Below are 20738 nucleotides of genomic sequence, written 5' to 3' on the forward strand. Positions count from 1 at the left end.
TAACGTGCCGCTCACATCCATAATCGCCTGATCAGACTTATCGCCACGATTAAAGATTCAAGACATCCAGCCGGCTGTAATCCGGTTCTTTCTCATCACCGGCAGAGTCGGACGGTTGCGCCGCCGATGATTCTTGACCCAGAGAAAAATCAAACAGAGACGTATCCGCAAGGTGGGAAGGCGTCACGTTGCACACGGCACGAAACATGGTTTCAAGCCGTCCGGGATGTTGTTTGTCCCAGCCCTGCAACATGTCCTTGACGACCTGCCGCTGCAGGTTCTCCTGCGAGCCGCACAGGTTGCAGGGAATAATCGGAAACTCACGCATGACCGCGTAACGGGCGAGGTCTTTCTCCCGGCAATAGGCCATCGGCCTGATAACGACGTTGCGGCCATCGTCACTGCGCAGCTTGGGCGGCATGGTTTTCAGTTTGCCACCGAAGAACATATTGAGAAACAGCGTTTCCAAAAGATCGTCCCGGTGATGACCCAGGGCAATCTTGGTCACACCATGATGCTCGGCAAAGTTGTAAAGGATGCCGCGGCGTAACCGTGAACACAGACCGCAGGTAGTTTTACCCTCGGGGATTTTGTCTTTCACGATGCTGTAGGTGTCTTTTTCGATAATGTGGTATTCGACGCCCAGCGCAGAGAGATACTCGGGCAATACCTGTTCGGGAAAGCCTGGCTGCTTCTGATCAAGATTGACCGCTACAAGCTCGAACCTGACCGGGGCACTTTTCTGCAGGCTCATCAATACGTCGAGCATAGCGTAGGAATCCTTACCGCCACTCAAACAAACCATGACCTTGTCACCGGCCTCGATCATGGAGAAATCGAAAATAGCCTGCCCGACCTCCCGCCTTAATCTCTTTTGCAGTTTGTTGCACTCGAGTTGAGCCTTGCGGCCGGGAGCTGCGGATAATTCCGGTGCTGATCGTGATAGCGAATCCCCCGGGGTTTTGGAGGAATCGGTGGATGGGGATTTCTCAGAAACAAAAACGGTCGAAAGAGACATAGTTAAAACACATTTACGTAAACAATGAGCTGGGGATTATACGGGACGAGCACTGTTCACGTCACATCACCGGGGCAAAGCGAACGGAAAAACTCTCTGGGATCTGAGAGACTTTCGTAACGGGCGTACCTAGCTTAAGATGGCACTATGACGTTTACCTCAAAGCACCCCTCGAAAAATAGCCCGCTGGCAGCGGAACCGGGCATTCCGTCGGCAGTCACAGAGCGTGTTCAGCACCTGATGATTGCGGTAGAAGCTCTGCTTCGGAGCGAGCCCGGAGGTGTCTCCGAGCTTACGTTGATCAAAGCCCTGCAACGTCCGCCCTGGCAATTGCTGGATCAGGTGGATTTTTCTGACCCCGCTGAGCTTTATCCGGTTCACTTTCTGGTTTTCCATGTACTTTATCGACTTCGTGACGCTCTGGGTGGCCAGGGCGAATGTGTTGACATTTCACCACTCACAATCCGGTTGTCGACGACCTCGACTGTGGCTGGCCAAGGGCCGGTGGCGGAAGCCGACAAACTCAGGGCGTTTTATCTGGATCTTCGCCAGTACAATTTGTCGACAGATAACATCAGTAAGATGATGAACGACTTCTGGTCCGGTCGTGTTGGTCAGCAGCCTGCCTCCGGCGAAGCCGAGAAAGCAGCGGATACGCTGGGCTTTGGCGAGCTTCCCACCAGCTTTGATGATGTTAAATACCGGTTTCGTCGGGCCGTTATGCAAGCGCACCCGGATCGGGGCGGCAATACTGCCAGGGTGCAGCGATTAAACGAAGCTTTTGGTACTTTACGGCGCTATTACAGCCGGGATATCAACCCGTTGCAACAAGACAACTCATGAGATTACGCACGCTCACCATCACCACGCTGATGACAGTTATACCCCTGGCGAAGGCCGATCTGGCGGTACTGCAATACCATCATGTCAGCGATTCGACACCAGCGGCGACCAGTACCACCCCGGCGTTATTTGAAGACCAACTCGAGATGATCGAAAGCCTGGAATTGGAAGTGGTGTCCCTCGAAAAAGGCACTCGAGCTGCACTTGCGGGTGAGCTGGATGACCGCAAACAGATTGCGATCACGTTTGATGACGCCTACAGCTCGGTTTATCAGACTGCCGCACCGTTGCTATTTGAAAAGGGTTACCCCTTTACCGTGTTTGTTAACACCGACGCTGTTGGAAAGCGCGGCTACATGACGTGGGATCAACTGGCTGAGTTTGCCGACCAACCCGGTGTATTAATAGCCAATCACAGTCAGGATCACGGTCATCTGGCCCAGAAACCCGACGAGCCTGAAGATCAATGGCAGGCCCGAATCACAGCCAGCCTGGATCAGGCACAGGCAGCGCTTGAAAAGCGCCTGAATGTCCAGGAGCCAATGTTTGCTTATCCGTACGGCGAATTTGACGACAAGCTCGAACAGGCCATTGCTGAACGGAACTGGTTCGGTTTCGGGCAGCAGTCGGGCCCGATTGGCGCAACCTCCGGCCCCACCCGGCTACCGCGCTTTCCTATGGCGACCGCCTACGGCCAACTGGATAGCCTGAACGATAAGCTACTCAGCAAAGCGTTCCCCGTAACGGCAGATCAGCTACCCAGCGCAGTAATGTCCGATAACCCTCCCGAACTCACTATGACGCTGCCCGACCGGCTGGATCCAAGCCGCCTGACCTGTTTCGCCTCAGGCCAGGGCGAACTGAGCGTCCAAAGCGATGGCAAGCAAGTTTCCATGAAAGCAGACGCCGCCTTTAACAGTCGTCGTTTGCGCTATAACTGCACCTACCCGGCTGGAGACGGACGTTTTTACTGGCTTTCACACCAGTGGGTGGATCTCAGCCAGCCGGAAGATTAACTGCCGCCCCAAAACCGACCCTAATGGGCCGATTTGAGAACTGTTTCATGCGGTTGGGAAACCAGCAAATCTTGCGTGAACGTGTTTCGCCTATATGCGGTGTACGATTTGTGTCGGTATCGTCATGTGGTTTACCCTTTAAAAGTGCCGCATTTAACGTAACAACTTGTAACATGAGCTATGCTAAAGAGGCACAAAGACATAACCACTGAGCTAATTTCCTTCTAAGGAGCAATACCATGGCAGAACAGGATGTAGATAAACTGCGTAATGAAGTTACCCAACTGCGCGAAGATATGCGTTCCATTACTGAAACTCTCAAGACCATCGCTGCAGACCGTAGCGAGAAGGGTTACGACAAGGTCAAGGAAGGCGTGGACCAGGCACGGCTAAATGCCCGGCAAGCTGGCAAGGCGGTGGAATCTCAAATCGAGGAAAAACCGTTTAGCAGCGTATTGTTAACGTTCATTATAGGCCTGATCACCGGTCTACTTGTGCAATCACGCCGCTAAGGTAAGCTGCAATGCGTGAAACTCTGGTACAGGCCATGCTGTCTGTCGCAATTCTCTGCTTTTCGATTCTCGTGGGTTTCGTGGGGCTGGGGTTTTTAGTTGCAGGCCTCTATCTTACCCTGGAGTTGTGGTATACCCCGGCGGCCGCAGCTGCGTTAACCGGCGTGGCCCTGCTTGCGCTGGCGCTATTGCTGCTGCTGATATGTCGAGCCATGATGGGTGCCCGTCCTGCAGCCCTCCCGCACTCCTCCGAAGGCCCATCGGACGATCTGTCGGGTCTTATGCAGGATGCCGCAGCGATGAAGGATGCTTCAAGGCGACTGGAGCGGATGATCAAGAAAAACTTCCCTCTAGCAGCAGGTGGGGCATTTGCAACAGGGTTTCTTCTCGGAGTAAACCCCAATGCCCGCCACTCCATCGGTAAAACTCTTTCCGAGATGAGCTCCGAAGGGCTCGACATCTTTATGAAGAGTCAGTCCCGGCCAGACTCCGGCAGGAACAGGTCAGAACGCTAAAAGCTGTTTTAGCCCGTAAGTTCAAATTTACGGGCTATATTTTGCTTCCTGATTCTCTCCGCATTCCCCTCAACTGATCTGCCCTGAGTTCCCCGAAACACATTGCAACCTTTTATTCACTGAACGTTACACCCCCATACAACTTGTATCGCGATTTTGGACCTTGGTCCCATTGCCCCATTGCCAACATGACCGGACACTGATCGACGCTGAATACCATCCAGCAGAGCTTAGCCAAAAAGAGCTGAGTCAAAGCTGTCCAAGCTTCAACTATCTGCATAATAACAAACGGGTACTGAACTGCCCGGCTAACGCGCGTGGGGTGCATTGAACATGGATCGTAGGCAATCGATTTTTATAAGCTGTCTTTTGTTATTGCTGGCGACTGCGCCGGTGGCCGCGGAAACCCTGAAAATCGGCCTGAACTATCCGCAAACCGGCCGCTATAAAGATCAAGGCCTGCAACAACGACTGGGCGCTTTTCTGGCTGTTGACGAAATCAACGCCGCTGGCGGAATCCGCGGACAAGAGGTGGAGTTGGTTATTCGCAACACTGGCGGCGACCCGGATAAAGGTGCCAGAAACACTGCAGACCTTATCGACAACCATAATGTTGGAATGGTATTCGGAGGCGTCTCCAGCGCAGTAGCCATTTCCTCAGGGCAGGCAGCAAAAGCCCGGGATCGCATCTATTTCGGCACCCTCACGTACTCCAATGCAACCACCGGCAGTGCTGGCCACACCCACATGTTCCGGGAGTGCTTCAACGCGTGGATGGCAGCCAAGGCCCTCAGCCAATACCTGAGCACGGATCTGGCCAACAAAAAATATTTCTACATTACGGCCGATTACACCTGGGGCTGGTCTACCGAAAAATCGGTGCGGAAGTTCTCCAACACGGGTGACAAAAATGCCCATCCTGGCGTAACGACTCCATTCCCTCAGGCCTATATTGCGGATTTCAAGGACGCACTTGAGCAAGCCGATCAAAGCGGGGCGGAAGTTCTCGTAATGGTGCTCTTCGGCGACGACATGGTGCGGGCCATCACCTTGGCATACGAGATGGGCCTGAAAGATAAAATGCAGATTGTGGTCCCAAACATTACGCTCGGAATGGCAAGGCAGGCAGGCCCCACTATCATGGAAGGTGTCATCGGAGCTTCGCCCTGGGTATGGCAGGCACCGTTCCAGTTCGGACACGAGCGTGGGCAGGAGTTCGTGAAGAGTTTCTCCAGCCGTTACGAAATGATGCCTTCGACTGCCGCAGCCTCTGCGTACAGTATCGTCTACCAATATAAAGATGCTGTTGAGCGCGCCCGGTCCACCGAAACAGCTGCACTGATCGACGCCCTTGAAGGCCACAACTATACCTTGCTAAAGGATGAGCAGACCTGGCGTGCGCTGGACCATCAGAACCAGCAAACTGTCTATGTGGTGAAGAGCAAACCCCGGGATCAGGTTATGGCTGGCGAACTTGGTAACGACTACTTCGAGATTATCAGCCACCTCGACGCTGCAACCGCTATCCAGACACCGGATGAGTGGCGACAAGAACGCCGTGAGACGGGAAAACCGCTCACGCTTCAATAACCTCACCAAGGTCCGCCCGCCTAATCAGCCGCTACGGATGACCGGTCTCGGACCGAGACCGGTCATCCGCTAATGGAATCAAGCCTTATTCGGCCTGCTCCCAACTCTTCAACAGCTCCTCGTAGGCAACGGTCTTACCTTGCGGCTTCTCGTTGTCGAGCTTGGCCTTCGGTGATCCCGGCTGATCCAGCCAATAGCTGGCTTCGCGGGGTTCGTTCAGCTTGGGCCCACAGATATCCTGTACATTGGCACGTTCAAGACGCTCCATAATTTTGTCCTGCGCTTCGGCAAGTCCATCAAGCGCTTCTTGCGGTGTACGCTCGCCACTGGCTGCCTGGGCAATGTACTGCCACCACAACTGAGCCAGCTTGGGATAATCAGGCACGTTGGTGCCGGTTGGGGACCACTGAACGCGTGCAGGGCTACGGTAGAACTCAACCAGACCACCCAGTTTGGGAGCGGCCTCGGTCATTGCGTCAGAACGAATATCGGAATCCCGAATCGGTGTCAGGCCAACCAGGGTCTTTTTCAGCGACACAGTTTTTGCAACCGTGAACTGAGCGTACAACCAAGCGGCCAAACGACGCTCTTTCGGCGTGGACTTCATGAACGTCCAGGCACCCACATCCTGATAGCCTAACTTCATGCCTTCTTCCCAGTAGGGACCCTTTGGCGATGGCGCCATGCGCCACTTTGGCGTGCCGTCTTCGTTAACGACCGGCAACCCTTCCTTGTTCATACTCGCGGTAAAGGCTGTATACCAGAAAATCTGCTGGGCGATATTACCCTGAGCCGGAACCGGGCCGGCCTCGGAGAATGTCATACCCTGGGCTTCAGGCGGTGCGTACTTCCGCAGCCACTCAACATACTTCTGCGTGGCATAGACGGCTGGGGGAGCATTAGTGGCACCACCGCGGCTTACGCTAGCACCAACTGGATGGCAGTCTTCAACCCGGATACCCCATTCATCTACGGGCAAACCGTTGGGCAGGCCCTTGTCGCCGCCACCAGCCATGGAGAACCAGGCGTCGGTGAAGCGCCAACCAAGGGACGGGTCTTTTTTGCCGTAATCCATATGGCCATAAACTCGTTCACCGTCAATTTCCTTAACGTGCACCGAGAAAAATTCGGCGATATCTTCATAGGCGGACCAATTGACGGGTACGCCAAGATCATAGCCGTAACGCTCCTTGAACTGGTTTTTCAGGTCTTCGCGCTCGAACCAGTCGGCGCGGAACCAGTACAGGTTTGCGAACTGCTGGGTCGGCAACTGATAAATTTTTCCGTCAGGCGCCGTGGTGAAGTCCAGACCAATGAAATCTTCCAGGTCGAGGGTCGGAAGGGTCAGATCTTTAGCGTCTCCCTCGATCATGTCCGAGATGGGAACGACCTGTCCATAACGGTAATGGGTACCGATCAGGTCCGAGTCGTTGATGAAAGCATCGAAAATGTTACGGCCAGACTGCATTTGGGTCTGTAGTTTTTCGATGACGTCACCTTCCTGAATCAGGTTGTGGTTAACCTTGATTCCGGTGATATCAGTGAAGGCTTTCGCCAACACGTTGGATTCGTACTCGTGGGTGGCAATGGTTTCAGACACCACGTTGATTTCCATACCACGGAACTGCTTGGCAGCTTCCGTAAACCAGGCCATTTCTTTCAGCTGCTCTTCCTCGCTCAGAGTCGACGTAGCAAACTCCTCAGAAACCCACTTTTCAGCAGCATCGGAATACTGGTCCGCATAAGCCTGCAGGCTCATGCCCAGTCCGGCAGCACCCACTGCTGTGCTTAGCAAAAGCACTTTCGGATACTTGTTATTTTTAAACATATCCAACCTCGTTTGTATTGTTAGAATTCGGAATGACGACCTGGCACAACAGCCTTCGATTTTACATCCGTCTCACTTGACGTCGGTCACCCGTCATGCGGCAGGTCGAAGACAATTAGGTGATCGTTTTCGACCATACGCCAAACATTAGTTCGTTTACGAAAAAACATCAACACGGAAACTTCTAAATTTGCGCATCTTTTTCGGCTTTTTGCACAACCTCCCTTCGCTAGCCCCAGCGTAGCAGTATCGCCACCCAAACAACCGAGACCGCCAGCGCGATCCACAGGCTGAGTTCGGTCAAACCCAGGAACATCAGGTTGATATACGCGCTCGAGAGCAGACCGATGAACAAACGGTCACCACGGGTGGTTGAGATGGGCAGAAAACCCTTGCGCTCCGTGCAGGGAGATACAACTTCGTACACCGTCATCACAAGAAGAATAGCTGCTATTACGGCAAAGAAAATGGCGACCGGTAAGGTCCAGTTCATCCAGGCAATCATATAGCGTCTCCTTATACCCGACCGAGGGCAAAGCCGGTGGCGATGTGGTTACGGACAAACCAGACCACCAGCAGACCCGGAAGAATGGTCAACACGCCAGCGGCCGCCAGCACGCCCCAGTCAATGCCGCTGGCACCCATGGTTCGCGTCATGATTGCTCCTATGGGCTGGGCGTCTACCGAGGTCAAGGTTCGCGCCAACAGCAACTCCACCCAGGAGAACATGAAGGCAAAGAATGCTGCGACCCCGATTCCGGACCGAATCATCGGAATGAATATTTTCACGAAAAATTTCGGAAAGCTGTAACCATCAATATAGGCCATCTCGTCATACTCCTTTGGCACACCCGAGATAAAGCCTTCCAGAATCCACACCGCCAGTGGCACATTGAACAGGCAATGCGCAAGCGCCACCGCTATATGCGTGTCGAACAGACCAACAGACGAATAGAGCTGAAAGAACGGCAACAGGAACACTGCCGGAGGCGCCATTCGGTTGCTGAGTAGCCAGAAGAACAGGTGCTTGTCACCCACGAACTTATAGCGGCTGAAGGCATAGGCTGCAGGTAACGCCACCAACAAGGTAATCACCACGTTGATAGAAACGTAAATCATCGAGTTGATGTAGCCGGAGTACCAGCTCGGATCAGTAAAGATTGTCGCATAGTTCGCCAGCGTGAAATCGTGGGGGAACAATGTCAGCGTCCCCAGGATTTCCTGGTTGGTCTTGAACGACATGTTCAGTAACCAGTAGATCGGTAACATCAGCAAAATGATGTATGCCGTAATACCAAAACCTTTGCGTTTACTCATTTTCATCACCAGGCCCTCACTTTTGCTTGTCGAGGTGGGTTATAGCGGTGAAGAACAGCCATGAGACCAACAGCACGATCAGGAAGTAGATCAGTGAAAAGGCGGCTGCCCGACCAATATCGAACTGACCAATGGCCATGGTGGTCAAGGTCTGGCTCAGGAACGTCGTTGAGCTGCCCGGACCGCCACCTGTCAGTACAAAGGGCTCGGTGTAAATCATGAAACTGTCCATGAAGCGCAGTAGCACGGCTATCACCAATACACTCTTGAGCCGGGGTAACTGTATATAACGGAAGATCGCCCATTTGGAGGCGCGGTCTATTTCCGCCGCTTGATAGAATGCTTCAGGTATCGCCCTCAAGCCGGAGTAACAGAGCAGTGCAACAAGCGGGGTCCAGTGCCACACATCCATCAGCAGTACCGTTGCCCAGGCATCGCCTGTGTTAGCGGTGTAGTTGTAATCGAATCCAAGTTCGTTCAGACCCCAGCCAAACAGGCCAATATCACCACGACCGAATATCTGCCAGATGGTGCCCACGACATTCCAGGGAATCAGTAACGGGATGGCCAGCAGAATCAGGCACAGAGAGGCTCGTTTGCCTGTCGTGGGCATCATCAGCGCTATACCGATACCAAGGGGAATCTGAATCATCAGCACTGCGCCGGAGAATATAAACTGGCGCAGCAGAGAGTCCTGCAGTCGTTCGTCAGCTAGCACACTTTCGAACCATTCGAGGCCGACGTAATAGGCATTACCGGGCCCAAAAATGTCTTGAACCGAATAATTAACTACGGTCATCAGCGGAATAAGCGCGGAAAAAGCCACCAGGATGAAAACTGGCAGCACCAGCCACCAGGCTTTGTTGTTGGGTACCTTGTTCATTCTGCCGCCCCCTCTACCAGAAATTCATCAATGTAAAGTTTCAGCCATTGACGCGGAAACCCGATATGCACGGTGTCTCGTTCAACCACCTGATCCTCATCAATCCGCACCAATAAAGACTGAGACCCGAGCTCCAGGGCAACGATCCGATAGGTGCCTAGATCTTCTATGTACTTCACATGGCATTCATAGGTGTCGTCGGAGGACGTATTGGACAGGTGAACAAATTCAGGACGAATCCCGATTTTAATGTTTGAAGAGTTGCTGGCTTCGACATACTGCAGCAACTCCGGATGAATATTCAGCGGAATATCGTCGAACGCAATGCCAGTCTCGGTCCGCTGAACCGGGATCAGATTCATGCCCGGACTGCCAATGAAGTACCCCACGAAGGTATGGTTTGGGCTCTCAAACAGCTCTCTTGGCGTTCCAAACTGGACAATCTGACCTTCGTACATCACGGCGATCTTGTCGGCAAAGGTCGAAGCCTCAAGCTGGTCATGGGTCACATAGACCATGGTGATATTAAACTGCTCGTGAATCTGCTTGAGCTTGCGGCGCAGTTTCCATTTCAACTGAGGGTCGATAACTGTCAACGGCTCGTCAAACAGTATCGCCGAAACGTCATCCCGGACCAGGCCCCGCCCCATGGACACCTTCTGTTTCTCATCCGCCGTGAGGTTCCTGGCCTTTCTATGTAGAACGTTTTCCAACTCAAGAATGGCGGCAATCTCTTCAACTTTGGCATCGATTTTGGCTTTGGGCATGCCCGCGTTCCGTAACGGAAACGCCAGGTTGTCAAACACCGTCATGGAGTCGTAGATCACCGGGAACTGAAACACCTGGGCGATATTGCGGTCTTTTGGCGACAACTCGTTAACCTTGACGTTGTCAAACAGCACATCGCCCTCGGAGGGCTGCAACAGGCCGGAAATGATGTTAAGCATCGTACTCTTGCCGCAGCCGGAGGGTCCCAGCAAAGCGTATGCGCCACCTTTGTGCCAGACGTGGCTCATCTGACGAATGGCATAATCCTCCGGGCCGGAGGGAGTTTTGCTGTAGCTGTGAGCTAGTGATTTTAATTGTATTTCAGCCATCTCGACTCACTCCTTGGACAGGTGGGTGGGCGCTTGAATCAAACTTCCATCGACCCCGAAAACGAACAGCTTGCTGATCGGCAGATAGACTTTAATGGGCGTATCCGAGTGATATTCATGTACCCCCATTAACTGCAACACCAGCTCAAAGTGGTCATTTTTCACATGCATGAAGGTTTCCGACCCACTGATTTCGCCGAGCTCGACAATCATCGATAGCTCCAGATCATCATCGTGCTGGGGAACCAGGCTTATGTGGCTGGGCCGGACACCGAACTGGTAGTCGCCAGGATTCAGGTTGTTCAAGTTGCGGGTCAGCGGATGATGGGCGTAAGCGTCAAAAGTGACTTCAGTTTCTGTCACCCGCCCATTGAGCAAGTTGATGGGCGGCTCGCTGAACAATTCTGCCGCCGTTACGGTCGAGGGTTGACGGTATACCGAGGTTACCGGGCCGGACTGAATGATATTGCCCTCGTGCAACAACGTTGTAACGCCACCCAGCGCCAGCGCCTCATTGGCTTCGGTCGTGGCGTAGACGGCGATGCAGTTGCGCTCCTTGAACAACTCCCGCAATTCCGCTCTGAGTTCTTCCCGTAGCTTGTAGTCAAGGTTGACCAGGGGTTCATCAAACAGAATCAGGCTGGCGTCTTTAACCAACGCCCGGGCCATGGCCGTGCGCTGCTGCTGGCCACCGGAAAGCTCCAGGGGATATCGCTGGAGCAGCGGCTCTATCTGGAGCATGGACGCGGTTTCTCTGACCCTGCGGGTAATTTCAGCCTCTTTCAGCTTGGCGAGCCGCAAAGGTGACGCGATGTTTTCCCATACCGTCAAGTTGGGGTAGTTGATGAATTGCTGGTAGATCATTGAGATGTTGCGACGTTGAACCGACTCGTTTGTCACGTCCCGGCCGTCTACCAGCACCCTGCCGGTATCCGGCTTATCCAACCCGGCCATCAGCCTCATAAGAGAGGTTTTTCCCGCCAGGGTCCGCCCCAGAAGCACATTGAAGGAACCAGCCTCAAAAGTGATATCAGCACCTGCAATATGCGGGACGCCATCAATCACACGGGAGACATTTTCCAGTGTTAACGACATAGATTTAGTCCTTGTTTTTGTTCGATTGCGAATATTCAAACGCAATGAACATACCAGATCCGTAGTAACGCTTATCTTTATTTACTATCACTATGTTTTTAAGAACTTTAATTTAGATTTATAACTATCAATAGAAGCCTTTCATGTTCGATTACGAATTATTTTGATCACTTTGAACATTGACATCAACAATGTATGAACAGGATACTGAACACTGAACATCTCCAGTTGGCCCCGATACGGTTTCATACGAAACCTCAAATAATAACAAAGCAGGAACACCCGCGATGAATAGCCTGGCTCGCAGCAGAGAATTTACAGAGGTGATTACCGCATCCTGGGCGCGTTGTCGGGCATACGGCTTGAGTCACAGCACCCGCCCTTCTCTGGAACAGCTAAACCCCTCCGAAAGCGAACAGCTCCGGGAGCAGCACAGGTTCTTGGTGGAAACAACTGAATGTGAAGTTCTGCCCTACTACGAGAACATTCTGTCGAACAGCCAATGCATGATTCTGCTGTCTGACCCGAAAGGCCGGATACTTAACAATTGGGGCGACCGACGTTTTGTCGACCCTGATAAGAAGCCGTTTTTCCGAGAAGGTACCAGTTGGCAAGAGCAGTCCAATGGCACCAACGCTATCGGCACCGCCATTGAGTGCGGCCACCCGGTGCAGGTTCAACGTAGCGAGCATTATCTGAAGGCCAACCGCTTCATGATCGGATCTGCGGCTCCTATTTTCGATGTCGACCGTAATCTGCTGGGCGTACTCAACGTGTCCAGTGACGCTTATCTGCCCCAGGCTCATACCCTCGGAATGGTCCGACTGATGTCACAATCGGTCGAGAACCGACTGATCGTCAAGAGCTACACGCCCAACTGCTTTGTGCTCACCTTCAACACCAACTCGGACAACCTCGACAGTCAGTGGTCGGGCCTGGTGGCTTTTAGTACTGAAGGCGTGGTTGTAGCGAGCAATCAACGGGCGGAGCGATTACTCGACCGCCCCCTGGCCCGGCGAACCATCAACGAGATATTTGACCGCACCCTCGCAGATTTCAAAGACCAGCCTGATCTGGCAGCGCTGGAACTCAACACCGCCGCTGGCAGAAAACTTTACGGTGTTATCAGGCGCCCACAGGAATCGTCGAGCGTCATATCACGGGGTGCGATTCAAGGTGACCTCGATCAGGCTCCAAATGTCAGCCGCCACCACATCCGGCTTGAGGACACAGAGTTTGGTGACCCGACCATGAAACGCTGTATCCATCAGGCGCGCCGGATCATCGATAAAGACATTCCTTTGTTGATACAAGGGGAGACGGGTGTTGGCAAGGAAGTGTTTGTGAAAGCACTTCACGGCATCAGCGCTCGCCGTAATTCGCCGGTGGTCGCGGTGAACTGCGCCGCCATCCCCGCCGAACTGGTGGAATCCGAGCTGTTCGGTTATGAGAAAGGGGCCTTTACCGGTGCTAGTAGCAGAGGCGCAACAGGGCTGATTCGAAAGGCTCATCGAGGCGTGCTGTTTCTCGATGAAATTGGCGAAATGCCCCTCAGTGCCCAGGCCAGGCTGCTTCGGGTTTTGCAGGAGCGGGAGGTGACCCCGCTCGGGTCTACCGAAGCTTATCCGATAGATATTCGACTGGTGTCTGCAACCAATCGCTCTTTGCAAGATCGTGTCGATGAAGGCCGGTTTCGACAGGACCTTTACTACCGGGTTAGTGGTTTGAATATAAGACTGCCTGCCCTCCGCGAACGGAGTGACCGCCGTCAGATCGTCGAACAAATCCATCGACGCCATCGCGACCCCGATCAACCTGAAGCGTTGTCCGACAGCATTCTCGATCTGTTTGATCATCATCCATGGCCCGGGAACATCCGGCAACTGATCAATGTCATGCAGGTGGCTCTGGCCATGGCGGGTCAGGAGTCCATAGATATGTGGCATTTACCGGACGACTTTCTCCGAGAAGTACAGACGCCGGGGCAGAAGCCAGTTACCACAGCGCCACAACTGAGTGAGTCACCCCATGTTGGTTTCGATGCATCATCAGCATTGGAAGCCGGAGGGTCGGCTGCGGCCAATATTCTGGAAATTTACAGCCGATATTCAGGCAATGTTTCCCGGACAGCGAAGCATCTTAGCTGCAGCCGCAATACGGTATACAAACATTTAAAACAGTTGGGTGTTAAGTAGCGGCGGTCTGCCAGCAAACCGCCAAAAAGTTGGGGTGTTCTTTCAGTGGCTTTGTAATCGGTTAACCGCCTGAACCCAGCCCTCATAAAGACTGTCTCGCTTTTCTTTGGTCATCTCCGGACTGAACCGACGGTCACACTGCCATTGCTCTTCGAGGGCTTCGAGTGAGGCGAAAACACCGGCTTTCAGTCCGGCCAGATAGGCAACGCCCAGCGCCGTCGTTTCAATCATTTTCGGCCGATCCACCGTAGCTCCGAGGATATCCGACAAAAATTGCAGCACCCAGTTATTGGCCACCATACCGCCGTCAACCCTCAGAGCAATGGGACGCAAACCGTCTTTTTCCATGGCCTTTTGCAAATCCTTGGTCTGATAACATACTGACTGTAAACCTGCCGTGACAATTTCCTTGATGCCGGTATCCCGGGTAAGGCCGAAAATGGCACCGCGCGCGTTCGGGTCCCAGTAAGGGGCACCCAAACCCGTGAACGCAGGTAACAAATAAACCCCATGATCCACCGGCGTCTGCTCCGCCAGCGGCTCGCAATCACTGGCCATATTGATCAGTTTGAGGCCATCCCGAAGCCATTGGATGGTTGCACCAGCAACGAAAATACTGCCTTCCAGAGCATAAGTGGGTACGCCATTGAGGCGATAGGCTACGGTAGTGAGCAACCGGTGTTTTGACTTAAGAGCTTTTGTTCCGGTGTTGAGCACAAGAAAGCACCCGGTACCGTAGGTGCTTTTTGCCATACCTTCCTTGAAGCAGGTCTGACCGAACAGAGCGGCCTGCTGATCCCCGGCAATGCCGAAAACCGGAATTTTCGCACCCAACAAGTCGCTGTCGATGGTTCCGAAATCGTCGGACGAATCCTTTACCTCTGGCAATAGTGACGCGGGCACATCAAACAGCTCCAGCAGGTCCGCATCCCACTCCTGAAGGTGAATATTGAACAACATGGTGCGCGAGGCATTGGTGGCATCCGTTAAATGAGAGCGCCCCCCCGTCAGCCGCCACAGCAGAAAACTGTCAACGGTACCAAAGGCCAATTTGCCCTGCTCTGCCCGTTCACGGCACCCCGCTACATTCTCAAGAATCCAGCGGATCTTCGTGGCCGAAAAATAAGGGTCAATCAGTAATCCGGTTTTGTCGTTGATAACCGCTTCGAGGCCCTGCGCGGTGAGTGATTCACAATACTCTGCGGTTCTGCGGTCCTGCCAGACAATCGCGTTATGGACGGGTATCCCGGTTTCGCGATCCCAGATAATGGTGGTCTCACGCTGATTTGTGATGCCTGTAGCGACGACCTCAGAAGCCTTGATTCCACTATTCTGGATAACGTCATGGCAAGTCTCACGTACCGTATTCCAGATATCTTCAGGGTTATGTTCGACCCAACCACTATGGGGAAAGTGCTGTTTGAATTCTTGCTGACTTACGGAGTGAATAGCTCCAGCTTCATTGAAAAGTATGGCCCGGGAGCTTGTCGTGCCCTGATCGATGGCAAGGATATACTGACTCATAATGACCGCCTTGATTTTCTGTTTTTGTTCGATACTTTCTAATATGTTCGTATTTTTACCAATATAGACACTTATTCCAAGTAGTATTTTCTGTTAGATGGAAAAATGCCGACTCACAGCTCGAAAAAGAGCAAGCTATTGACTATGGTTCCTGTAAAGGATTTCATTAACCTGTTAAATACCTGATTTATTGTCACTTGGGGATAATCAGGTGCTGGCATCTGCGTTGATGGACTCACCGCACCACCCGATAAGGATGAACATGCAACCGTGCCAGGCGCGGATTGCTTTGAAGAGGCACAGGCGAATGGCACAACGACGGCGACAGGATCTTATCATTGAGCTTATCCAGAAAAACGGATTTGTCACGACCGAGCAGTTGGTAGACCATTTTCAGGTTACCCCCCAGACCATCCGTCGGGATCTCAATCAGTTGGCCGAAGAAAGTAAAGTCCGTCGTCATCATGGCGGCGCAGGTATAGACTCGAGCACCGTCAATACAGCTTACCAGACTCGAAAAATCATGGAACTGGAAGCCAAGGAGCGCATTGCCAAAGAACTGGTTCGCTACATTCCTGATAACTCATCTTTATTTATCAACATTGGCACCACCACTGAAACGATTGCCCGAGCCCTTCTCGATCACAGCAACTTGCGGATAGTGACCAACAATCTCCATGTGGCATCAATACTGTCAGCCCGAGAGGATTTCAATGTCATCGTTGCCGGTGGCGAGGTCAGAAACCGTGACGGTGGCATCGTTGGGGAAGCCACCCGGGACTTTATAAATCAGTTCAAGATGGACTTCGGAATCATTGGCATCAGCGGCATTCACAGTGACGGCTCATTGCTCGACTTTGACTATCGCGAAGTACGCGTGGCTCAAACCATCATTGCCAATTCCGGCAAGGTACTGCTCGCGGCAGACCACTCGAAATTTGGTCGTAATGCCATGGTAAGACTGGGAGATATTACTCAGGCGGACCATTTTTTTACCGACCAAGATCCCCCAGGTGAGATCCAGCAAATGCTTCGGGAACATGCAGTGGATCTTCATGTAGTCTGAGCGTCACATAACTGGCGTAAGATCTTTACCTATCTTTGTTAACCCCTACCAGGGTCCCGTCTGGCTAATTCGTTGACCTACTGCGAATTAGCCAGACGGGACACTAGCCTCTTCATTTATGTGCCTTTACGCGATTGCATCTATCCCTTTTTAATGTTCGTTTTATTTTCTATTTTTTCCTTTACGAATACTGATCTTTTTCGCATAATGCACTGCATATACAGTTTCGGCTTCAATAGCGAACAACATTGCAGGCAATCCGGGCCAGATTGCTCTCTGTACTGTCAGGAGACGGCGAGAAATGACCTCTGATAACTCAATAGTCGACCTTATCGTAGTAGGAGGTGGCGTGAACGGGACCGGCATTGCCATGGACGCCGCCGGGCGCGGCCTCAGCGTCATACTTTGCGAAATGAACGACCTGGCGTCGGCTACGTCCTCCAATAGCAGCAAACTTATTCACGGCGGTTTGCGCTACCTCGAACATTACGAATTCAAACTGGTGCGCCAGGCTCTTGCTGAGCGTGAATCACTGCTCAAGAATGCCCCTCATATCATGTGGCCAATGCGGTTCCGCCTGCCCCACCAATCTCATTTGCGTCCGGCGTGGATGATTCGCACCGGCCTGTTCCTTTACGACCATCTCGCCAAGCGAGAGATGCTCAAAGGCTCGAAAAGTATCCGGTTCAGCCAGGAAGGGCCACTGGTCAGCGATATCACCAAAGGTTTTGAGTATTCTGACGGGTGGGTGGATGACGCGCGCCTGGTGGTGCTGACAGCCAAGGCAGCGGAAGAGAAAGGCGCCGCCATCAAGACCCGCACAAAATGCGTCAAGGCCGACCGCAACGGCAAGCTGTGGGACGTGGTGCTGGAAGATCAACGAACTGGCGAGCAGCAGTCCTATCAATGCCGCGCACTAGTGAACGCCAGTGGCCCGTGGGTCAGCAAACTGTTCACGGACACCATGACCATTCCTGCGCCCAAGCAGATACGTATGGTCAAGGGTAGCCATATCGTCGTGCCGAAAGTACATAACGAGCCGGAAGCGTACATTCTCCAGAATGCAGATAACCGAATTATTTTCGTGATCCCCTACGAAGATGATTTTTCCCTGATCGGCACCACCGATGTGGATTACGAGGGCGATCCCAGGAAAGCTGTGATATCCCCGGAGGAAACCGACTACTTGTGCTCAATCGTCAATCACCATTTCAAGCATAAGATCACGCCTGAAGATGTGGTGTGGTCATATTCTGGTGTGCGTCCGTTGATGGATGACGAGGGCTCGGCCCAGAAAGCTTCAAGGGATTACACCTTTGAAGTCGATGGCGGCGGAAAAAACAACGAAGCTCCTTTGATTTCAGTGTTCGGCGGCAAGATCACCACTTACCGCAAGCTCGCCGAAGCCGCAACCGACAAGATCTGTACTTTCTTCCCCGACGCCGGACCTGAGTGGACCAAACATGCCCCCCTGCCCGGCGGCGACTTCACTGACTGGAATGCCCTGGTGGCAGAGTTTGTTAACGAGTTTCGCTGGTTGCCCGAAAAACTTGCAAGGCGGTACGCCCGTACCTATGGCACCCGGGCTTATGAAATCCTTCGGGACCGTCCATCTTTTGAATCATTGGGGCAGCTATTTGGCGGCGATCTCTACGCTGCGGAAGTTGAGTATTTGCGAGAGCACGAATGGGCGATCAGTGCTGAGGATATTATTTGGCGTCGTACCAAACAGGGTTTGCGCATGAAAGATGATCAGGTGAGCGCCCTGCAGGCATATCTGGACCAAAACTCTCGTTAAACACTCTCCTTACCGAACTTGGAAGAATTGTTGTAGTAGGCACGGCAGCTTAGTCAGCTGCTCTCCATCATCCCGTGCTCGGGCTGCCTACTCCTGTTCTCAGGTCTGCAAGGCCTCCCGAGCAATAACTGATAGCCTAGTGTCTTATTCCGCCGGACGCGAGCAGTAGTTTTACTCGTGCCTGCAGCCTGGGCACCACGTGTTCTTCAAACCAGGGGTTACGACGCAGCCACAGGTTATTTCGCGGGCTGGGATGAGGCAGTGGAATTACCTCGGGCCAGAACGATTCCCAATCCGCCACGATGTCCGTCACTGAGCGCTTACGCTTGTCCTGGCCAAGATGCCAGGCCTGAGCATACTGCCCGATGGCGAGAGTCAGCTCGATATGGTCAAGCCCCGCCATCAATGCATGACGCCAGGTCGCGGCGCACTCCGGTCTGGGTGGGTTGTCTCCTGACTTGCCAGTCCCCGGGTAACAGAAACCCATAGGAACGATCGCGATGCTGTGTTCATCGTAGAAAGTTTCCCGGTCAATGCCCATCCAACGCCTGAGCCGATCGCCACTGGGATCGTTGAACGGGAGACCGGTCTCATGAACGCGACGACCAGGGGCCTGGCCGACGATCAGCAACCGCGCCTGGCGGCTGGCCTGGATAACCGGGCGAGGCGGGTTTGGCAGCACCTCACTGCAAAGCGTGCATTGCCGGACCCGACTCAAAAGAGCGTTAAATGAATCATCTGTCTGCCCCATGGCTATTTCTGACCTCATTGCCGAACTTTTAACTTCAACTTTACTTTTCAACGCGGTTACCGCAACCATAGTAACTCATGTTTAATGAGCCGCTCCTGACCAAACAGGCAGGCGCTCAGACAACGGGCTCTATCATCGGTAGTACCGTTTTGCCCCGGCTGATTTTTTCATCGGCTTTAAGTTGGGCTGCTTTCGTAGCAGAATTTAACAATCCTTTTATTGGTCACTTGGCGGGTGAACAGTAAACTGGACCTTGTGTCTATATAACAAAACGATACCAGAATATTCCGTTTCTTAGTCGGCTCTCGCCTGATGTCATTCGTGTCTGGAGCTCAAGTTTTTGCAACCAGTAGACTTGATCGAAAAAGAAATTCCCGTAGCGGAGGTGCAGCTAGGCATGCATGTCGTCAGGCTGGATCGTGCCTGGACCGAAACAGATTTCCCGCTCCAGGGTTTTATCGTCCATACTGTCGACGATATCCAGGCTATCCAGGAACAATGTGAGACGGTTTTTATCGAAGGCCGAGTCTCGTATCGGGAACGGCTGGCGAGGGGTTTCCAGGGTAAGTGGGGGAAATCAAAACCTCCAGCAGCGACAGCCGAGCCCCAACGCCAGATTACCTATATCAACAAAATTTCTTTCGATGAAGAACTCGGCAATGCCATGCAGAGTTTTCATACCTGCCGTAATCTGGCCAAAAACATCCTGAGTACTATTCGTCTGGGAAGGGTTATTGATCTCAATGAGATCCGGCCAGCAGTCCAAGGGATTGTTGCCAGTATTCTTCGCAACCACTCTGCACTACTATGGCTTACCCAGATTCGCAACAAGGATGATTACACCGCTGAGCACTGCATGAATGTGTGCGTACTGTCGGCAGCCTTCGGCAAACATCTGAATCTCGACGAAAAGGAACTGGAAGTACTCGCACTCTGCGGACTGCTTCACGACGTAGGCAAAATCAAGGTGGACGAGTCGATCCTGAACAAACCGGGCGCCTTCACTTCAGAAGAGTTCGAGCAAATGAAGATGCATCCGGTGTTTGGTCGCCAGGTACTCGCCTCGATTAAGGGCCTTGAGCCCATCGCCGTTGATGTGGCGCACAGTCATCACGAACGCATGGACGGGTCCGGTTATCCGAGGGGTCTGGCGCATAATCAGATCCCCTATTTTGCCAAAATCGTTGCGGTTGTAGATGCGTACGATGCTATTACCGGACACCGGATCTATGACAGTGCAAAATCCTCAAAGCAGGCACTGGATATTCTTTATAAATGTCGGGGAACTCAGTTTGATGAAGAGCTGGCTCTGGAGTTTATCCGTTTTACCGGCATTTACCCGCCCGGTGCCCTGGTTGAACTCAGTAGCGGTGAAATAGCATTGATACTGGAATCCCATGCGGTGAATCGACTCAGGCCCAAAGTTCTCATCGTACGGAACACTGAAAAACAGCGGTGCCGGGAAAAGGTGATGGACTTGATGAGTCTGAATGTAGAAGGCGGCACACCCATCACTATTCTGAAAGAGTGGCCAAACGGCAGTTTCGGCATTGACCTCACCACCTACCTGGAGCAAGGTCTGGAACTCAAACGCCATGATTCCGCCCTGACGGAAGATGTGGTGAACTGCTTCAAATAACTCGCTATTCGCTCAGATCAATACCCACGCACAGACTACGCTCCCCTCCTG

General features: G+C 52.8%; 18 protein-coding genes. 9 read left to right on the plus strand and 9 right to left on the minus strand.

All coding sequences use genetic code 11. The annotated features are described in order from the left end of the window. Positions 1 to 49: 49 nt before the first annotated feature. The gene (ttcA, locus tag WEB64_RS00575) at positions 50 to 1018 is read right to left on the minus strand and encodes a tRNA 2-thiocytidine(32) synthetase TtcA (RefSeq protein ID WP_368059384.1); all 969 of its coding nucleotides are present in this window, start codon (positions 1016 to 1018) and stop codon (positions 50 to 52) included. Positions 1019 to 1165: 147 nt separating this feature from the next. Here ttcA and WEB64_RS00580 point away from each other — a divergent pair, with 147 nt between their 5' ends. From WEB64_RS00580 to WEB64_RS00600, 5 genes are all read left to right on the plus strand, one after another. Beyond that, positions 1166 to 1861 (plus strand): DNA-J related domain-containing protein, encoded by a 696-nt coding sequence (locus WEB64_RS00580; RefSeq protein ID WP_368059386.1) that lies wholly within the window; start codon positions 1166 to 1168, stop codon positions 1859 to 1861. Then, the gene (locus WEB64_RS00585; protein WP_368059388.1) at positions 1858 to 2877 is read left to right on the plus strand and encodes a polysaccharide deacetylase family protein; all 1020 of its coding nucleotides are present in this window, start codon (positions 1858 to 1860) and stop codon (positions 2875 to 2877) included. The genes WEB64_RS00580 and WEB64_RS00585 overlap by 4 nt, the downstream gene beginning before the upstream one ends. 239 nt (positions 2878 to 3116) lie before the next feature. Then, positions 3117 to 3389: a hypothetical protein gene (locus tag WEB64_RS00590; protein ID WP_368059390.1), complete on the plus strand. Its 273-nt coding sequence runs from the start codon at positions 3117 to 3119 to the stop codon at positions 3387 to 3389. Positions 3390 to 3400: 11 nt separating this feature from the next. Then, positions 3401 to 3904, plus strand: coding sequence for a hypothetical protein (locus tag WEB64_RS00595; protein ID WP_368059392.1), 504 nt, complete (start codon positions 3401 to 3403; stop codon positions 3902 to 3904). A gap of 333 nt (positions 3905 to 4237) precedes the next feature. Further along, positions 4238 to 5494, plus strand: coding sequence for an ABC transporter substrate-binding protein (locus WEB64_RS00600; RefSeq protein WP_368065501.1), 1257 nt, complete (start codon positions 4238 to 4240; stop codon positions 5492 to 5494). Between the two features lie 85 nt (positions 5495 to 5579). Here the strand turns inward: WEB64_RS00600 and WEB64_RS00605 are convergent, their stop codons facing one another. The 6 genes from WEB64_RS00605 to WEB64_RS00630 form a co-directional block, all read right to left on the minus strand. Then, positions 5580 to 7322: an ABC transporter substrate-binding protein gene (locus tag WEB64_RS00605; protein WP_368058353.1), complete on the minus strand. Its 1743-nt coding sequence runs from the start codon at positions 7320 to 7322 to the stop codon at positions 5580 to 5582. A 229-nt stretch (positions 7323 to 7551) separates the two neighbouring features. Further along, positions 7552 to 7827 carry a DUF2160 domain-containing protein gene (locus WEB64_RS00610; RefSeq protein ID WP_368058355.1) on the minus strand — a complete coding sequence of 92 codons (276 nt, stop codon included), beginning with the start codon at positions 7825 to 7827 and terminating at the stop codon, positions 7552 to 7554. 11 nt (positions 7828 to 7838) lie between these two features. Further along, positions 7839 to 8639, minus strand: a complete 801-nt coding sequence (locus tag WEB64_RS00615; protein WP_368058357.1) for a carbohydrate ABC transporter permease — start codon at positions 8637 to 8639, stop codon at positions 7839 to 7841. Between the two features lie 16 nt (positions 8640 to 8655). Beyond that, positions 8656 to 9522 carry a carbohydrate ABC transporter permease gene (locus WEB64_RS00620; protein WP_368058359.1) on the minus strand — a complete coding sequence of 289 codons (867 nt, stop codon included), beginning with the start codon at positions 9520 to 9522 and terminating at the stop codon, positions 8656 to 8658. Next, complete coding sequence (locus tag WEB64_RS00625) at positions 9519 to 10619, minus strand: ABC transporter ATP-binding protein (protein WP_368058361.1); 1101 nt, start codon at positions 10617 to 10619, stop codon at positions 9519 to 9521. Before WEB64_RS00625 ends, WEB64_RS00620 begins: the two co-directional genes overlap by 4 nt. 6 nt (positions 10620 to 10625) lie before the next feature. Continuing rightward, positions 10626 to 11714 carry an ABC transporter ATP-binding protein gene (locus WEB64_RS00630; protein WP_368058363.1) on the minus strand — a complete coding sequence of 363 codons (1089 nt, stop codon included), beginning with the start codon at positions 11712 to 11714 and terminating at the stop codon, positions 10626 to 10628. Between the two features lie 287 nt (positions 11715 to 12001). On the opposite strand from WEB64_RS00630, the gene WEB64_RS00635 reads away from it, so the two are divergent. After that, a complete protein-coding gene (locus WEB64_RS00635; protein ID WP_368058365.1) occupies positions 12002 to 13909 on the plus strand; it encodes a sigma-54-dependent Fis family transcriptional regulator in 1908 nt (635 codons plus the stop codon). 42 nt (positions 13910 to 13951) lie between these two features. On the opposite strand, the gene glpK is transcribed toward WEB64_RS00635, so the two are convergent. Beyond that, positions 13952 to 15433, minus strand: coding sequence for a glycerol kinase GlpK (gene glpK / locus WEB64_RS00640; protein WP_368058367.1), 1482 nt, complete (start codon positions 15431 to 15433; stop codon positions 13952 to 13954). A 307-nt stretch (positions 15434 to 15740) separates the two neighbouring features. Between glpK and WEB64_RS00645 the strand changes: the two genes are divergently transcribed. Further along, entirely contained in the window at positions 15741 to 16499 is a 759-nt protein-coding gene (locus tag WEB64_RS00645; RefSeq protein WP_368058369.1) for a DeoR/GlpR family transcriptional regulator, read from the plus strand. Positions 16500 to 16800: 301 nt separating this feature from the next. Further along, a complete protein-coding gene (gene glpD, locus WEB64_RS00650; protein WP_368058371.1) occupies positions 16801 to 18297 on the plus strand; it encodes a glycerol-3-phosphate dehydrogenase in 1497 nt (498 codons plus the stop codon). Positions 18298 to 18433: 136 nt separating this feature from the next. Here glpD and WEB64_RS00655 read toward each other — a convergent pair whose 3' ends face one another. Next, the gene (locus WEB64_RS00655) at positions 18434 to 19117 is read right to left on the minus strand and encodes a uracil-DNA glycosylase family protein (RefSeq protein ID WP_368058373.1); all 684 of its coding nucleotides are present in this window, start codon (positions 19115 to 19117) and stop codon (positions 18434 to 18436) included. A gap of 271 nt (positions 19118 to 19388) precedes the next feature. Here WEB64_RS00655 and WEB64_RS00660 point away from each other — a divergent pair, with 271 nt between their 5' ends. Further along, positions 19389 to 20687, plus strand: a complete 1299-nt coding sequence (locus WEB64_RS00660; protein WP_368058375.1) for an HD-GYP domain-containing protein — start codon at positions 19389 to 19391, stop codon at positions 20685 to 20687. The last annotated feature ends 51 nt before the right edge of the window (positions 20688 to 20738 follow it).

The organism is Marinobacter sp., from assembly GCF_040882185.1.
Lineage (GTDB): Bacteria > Pseudomonadota > Gammaproteobacteria > Pseudomonadales > Oleiphilaceae > Marinobacter.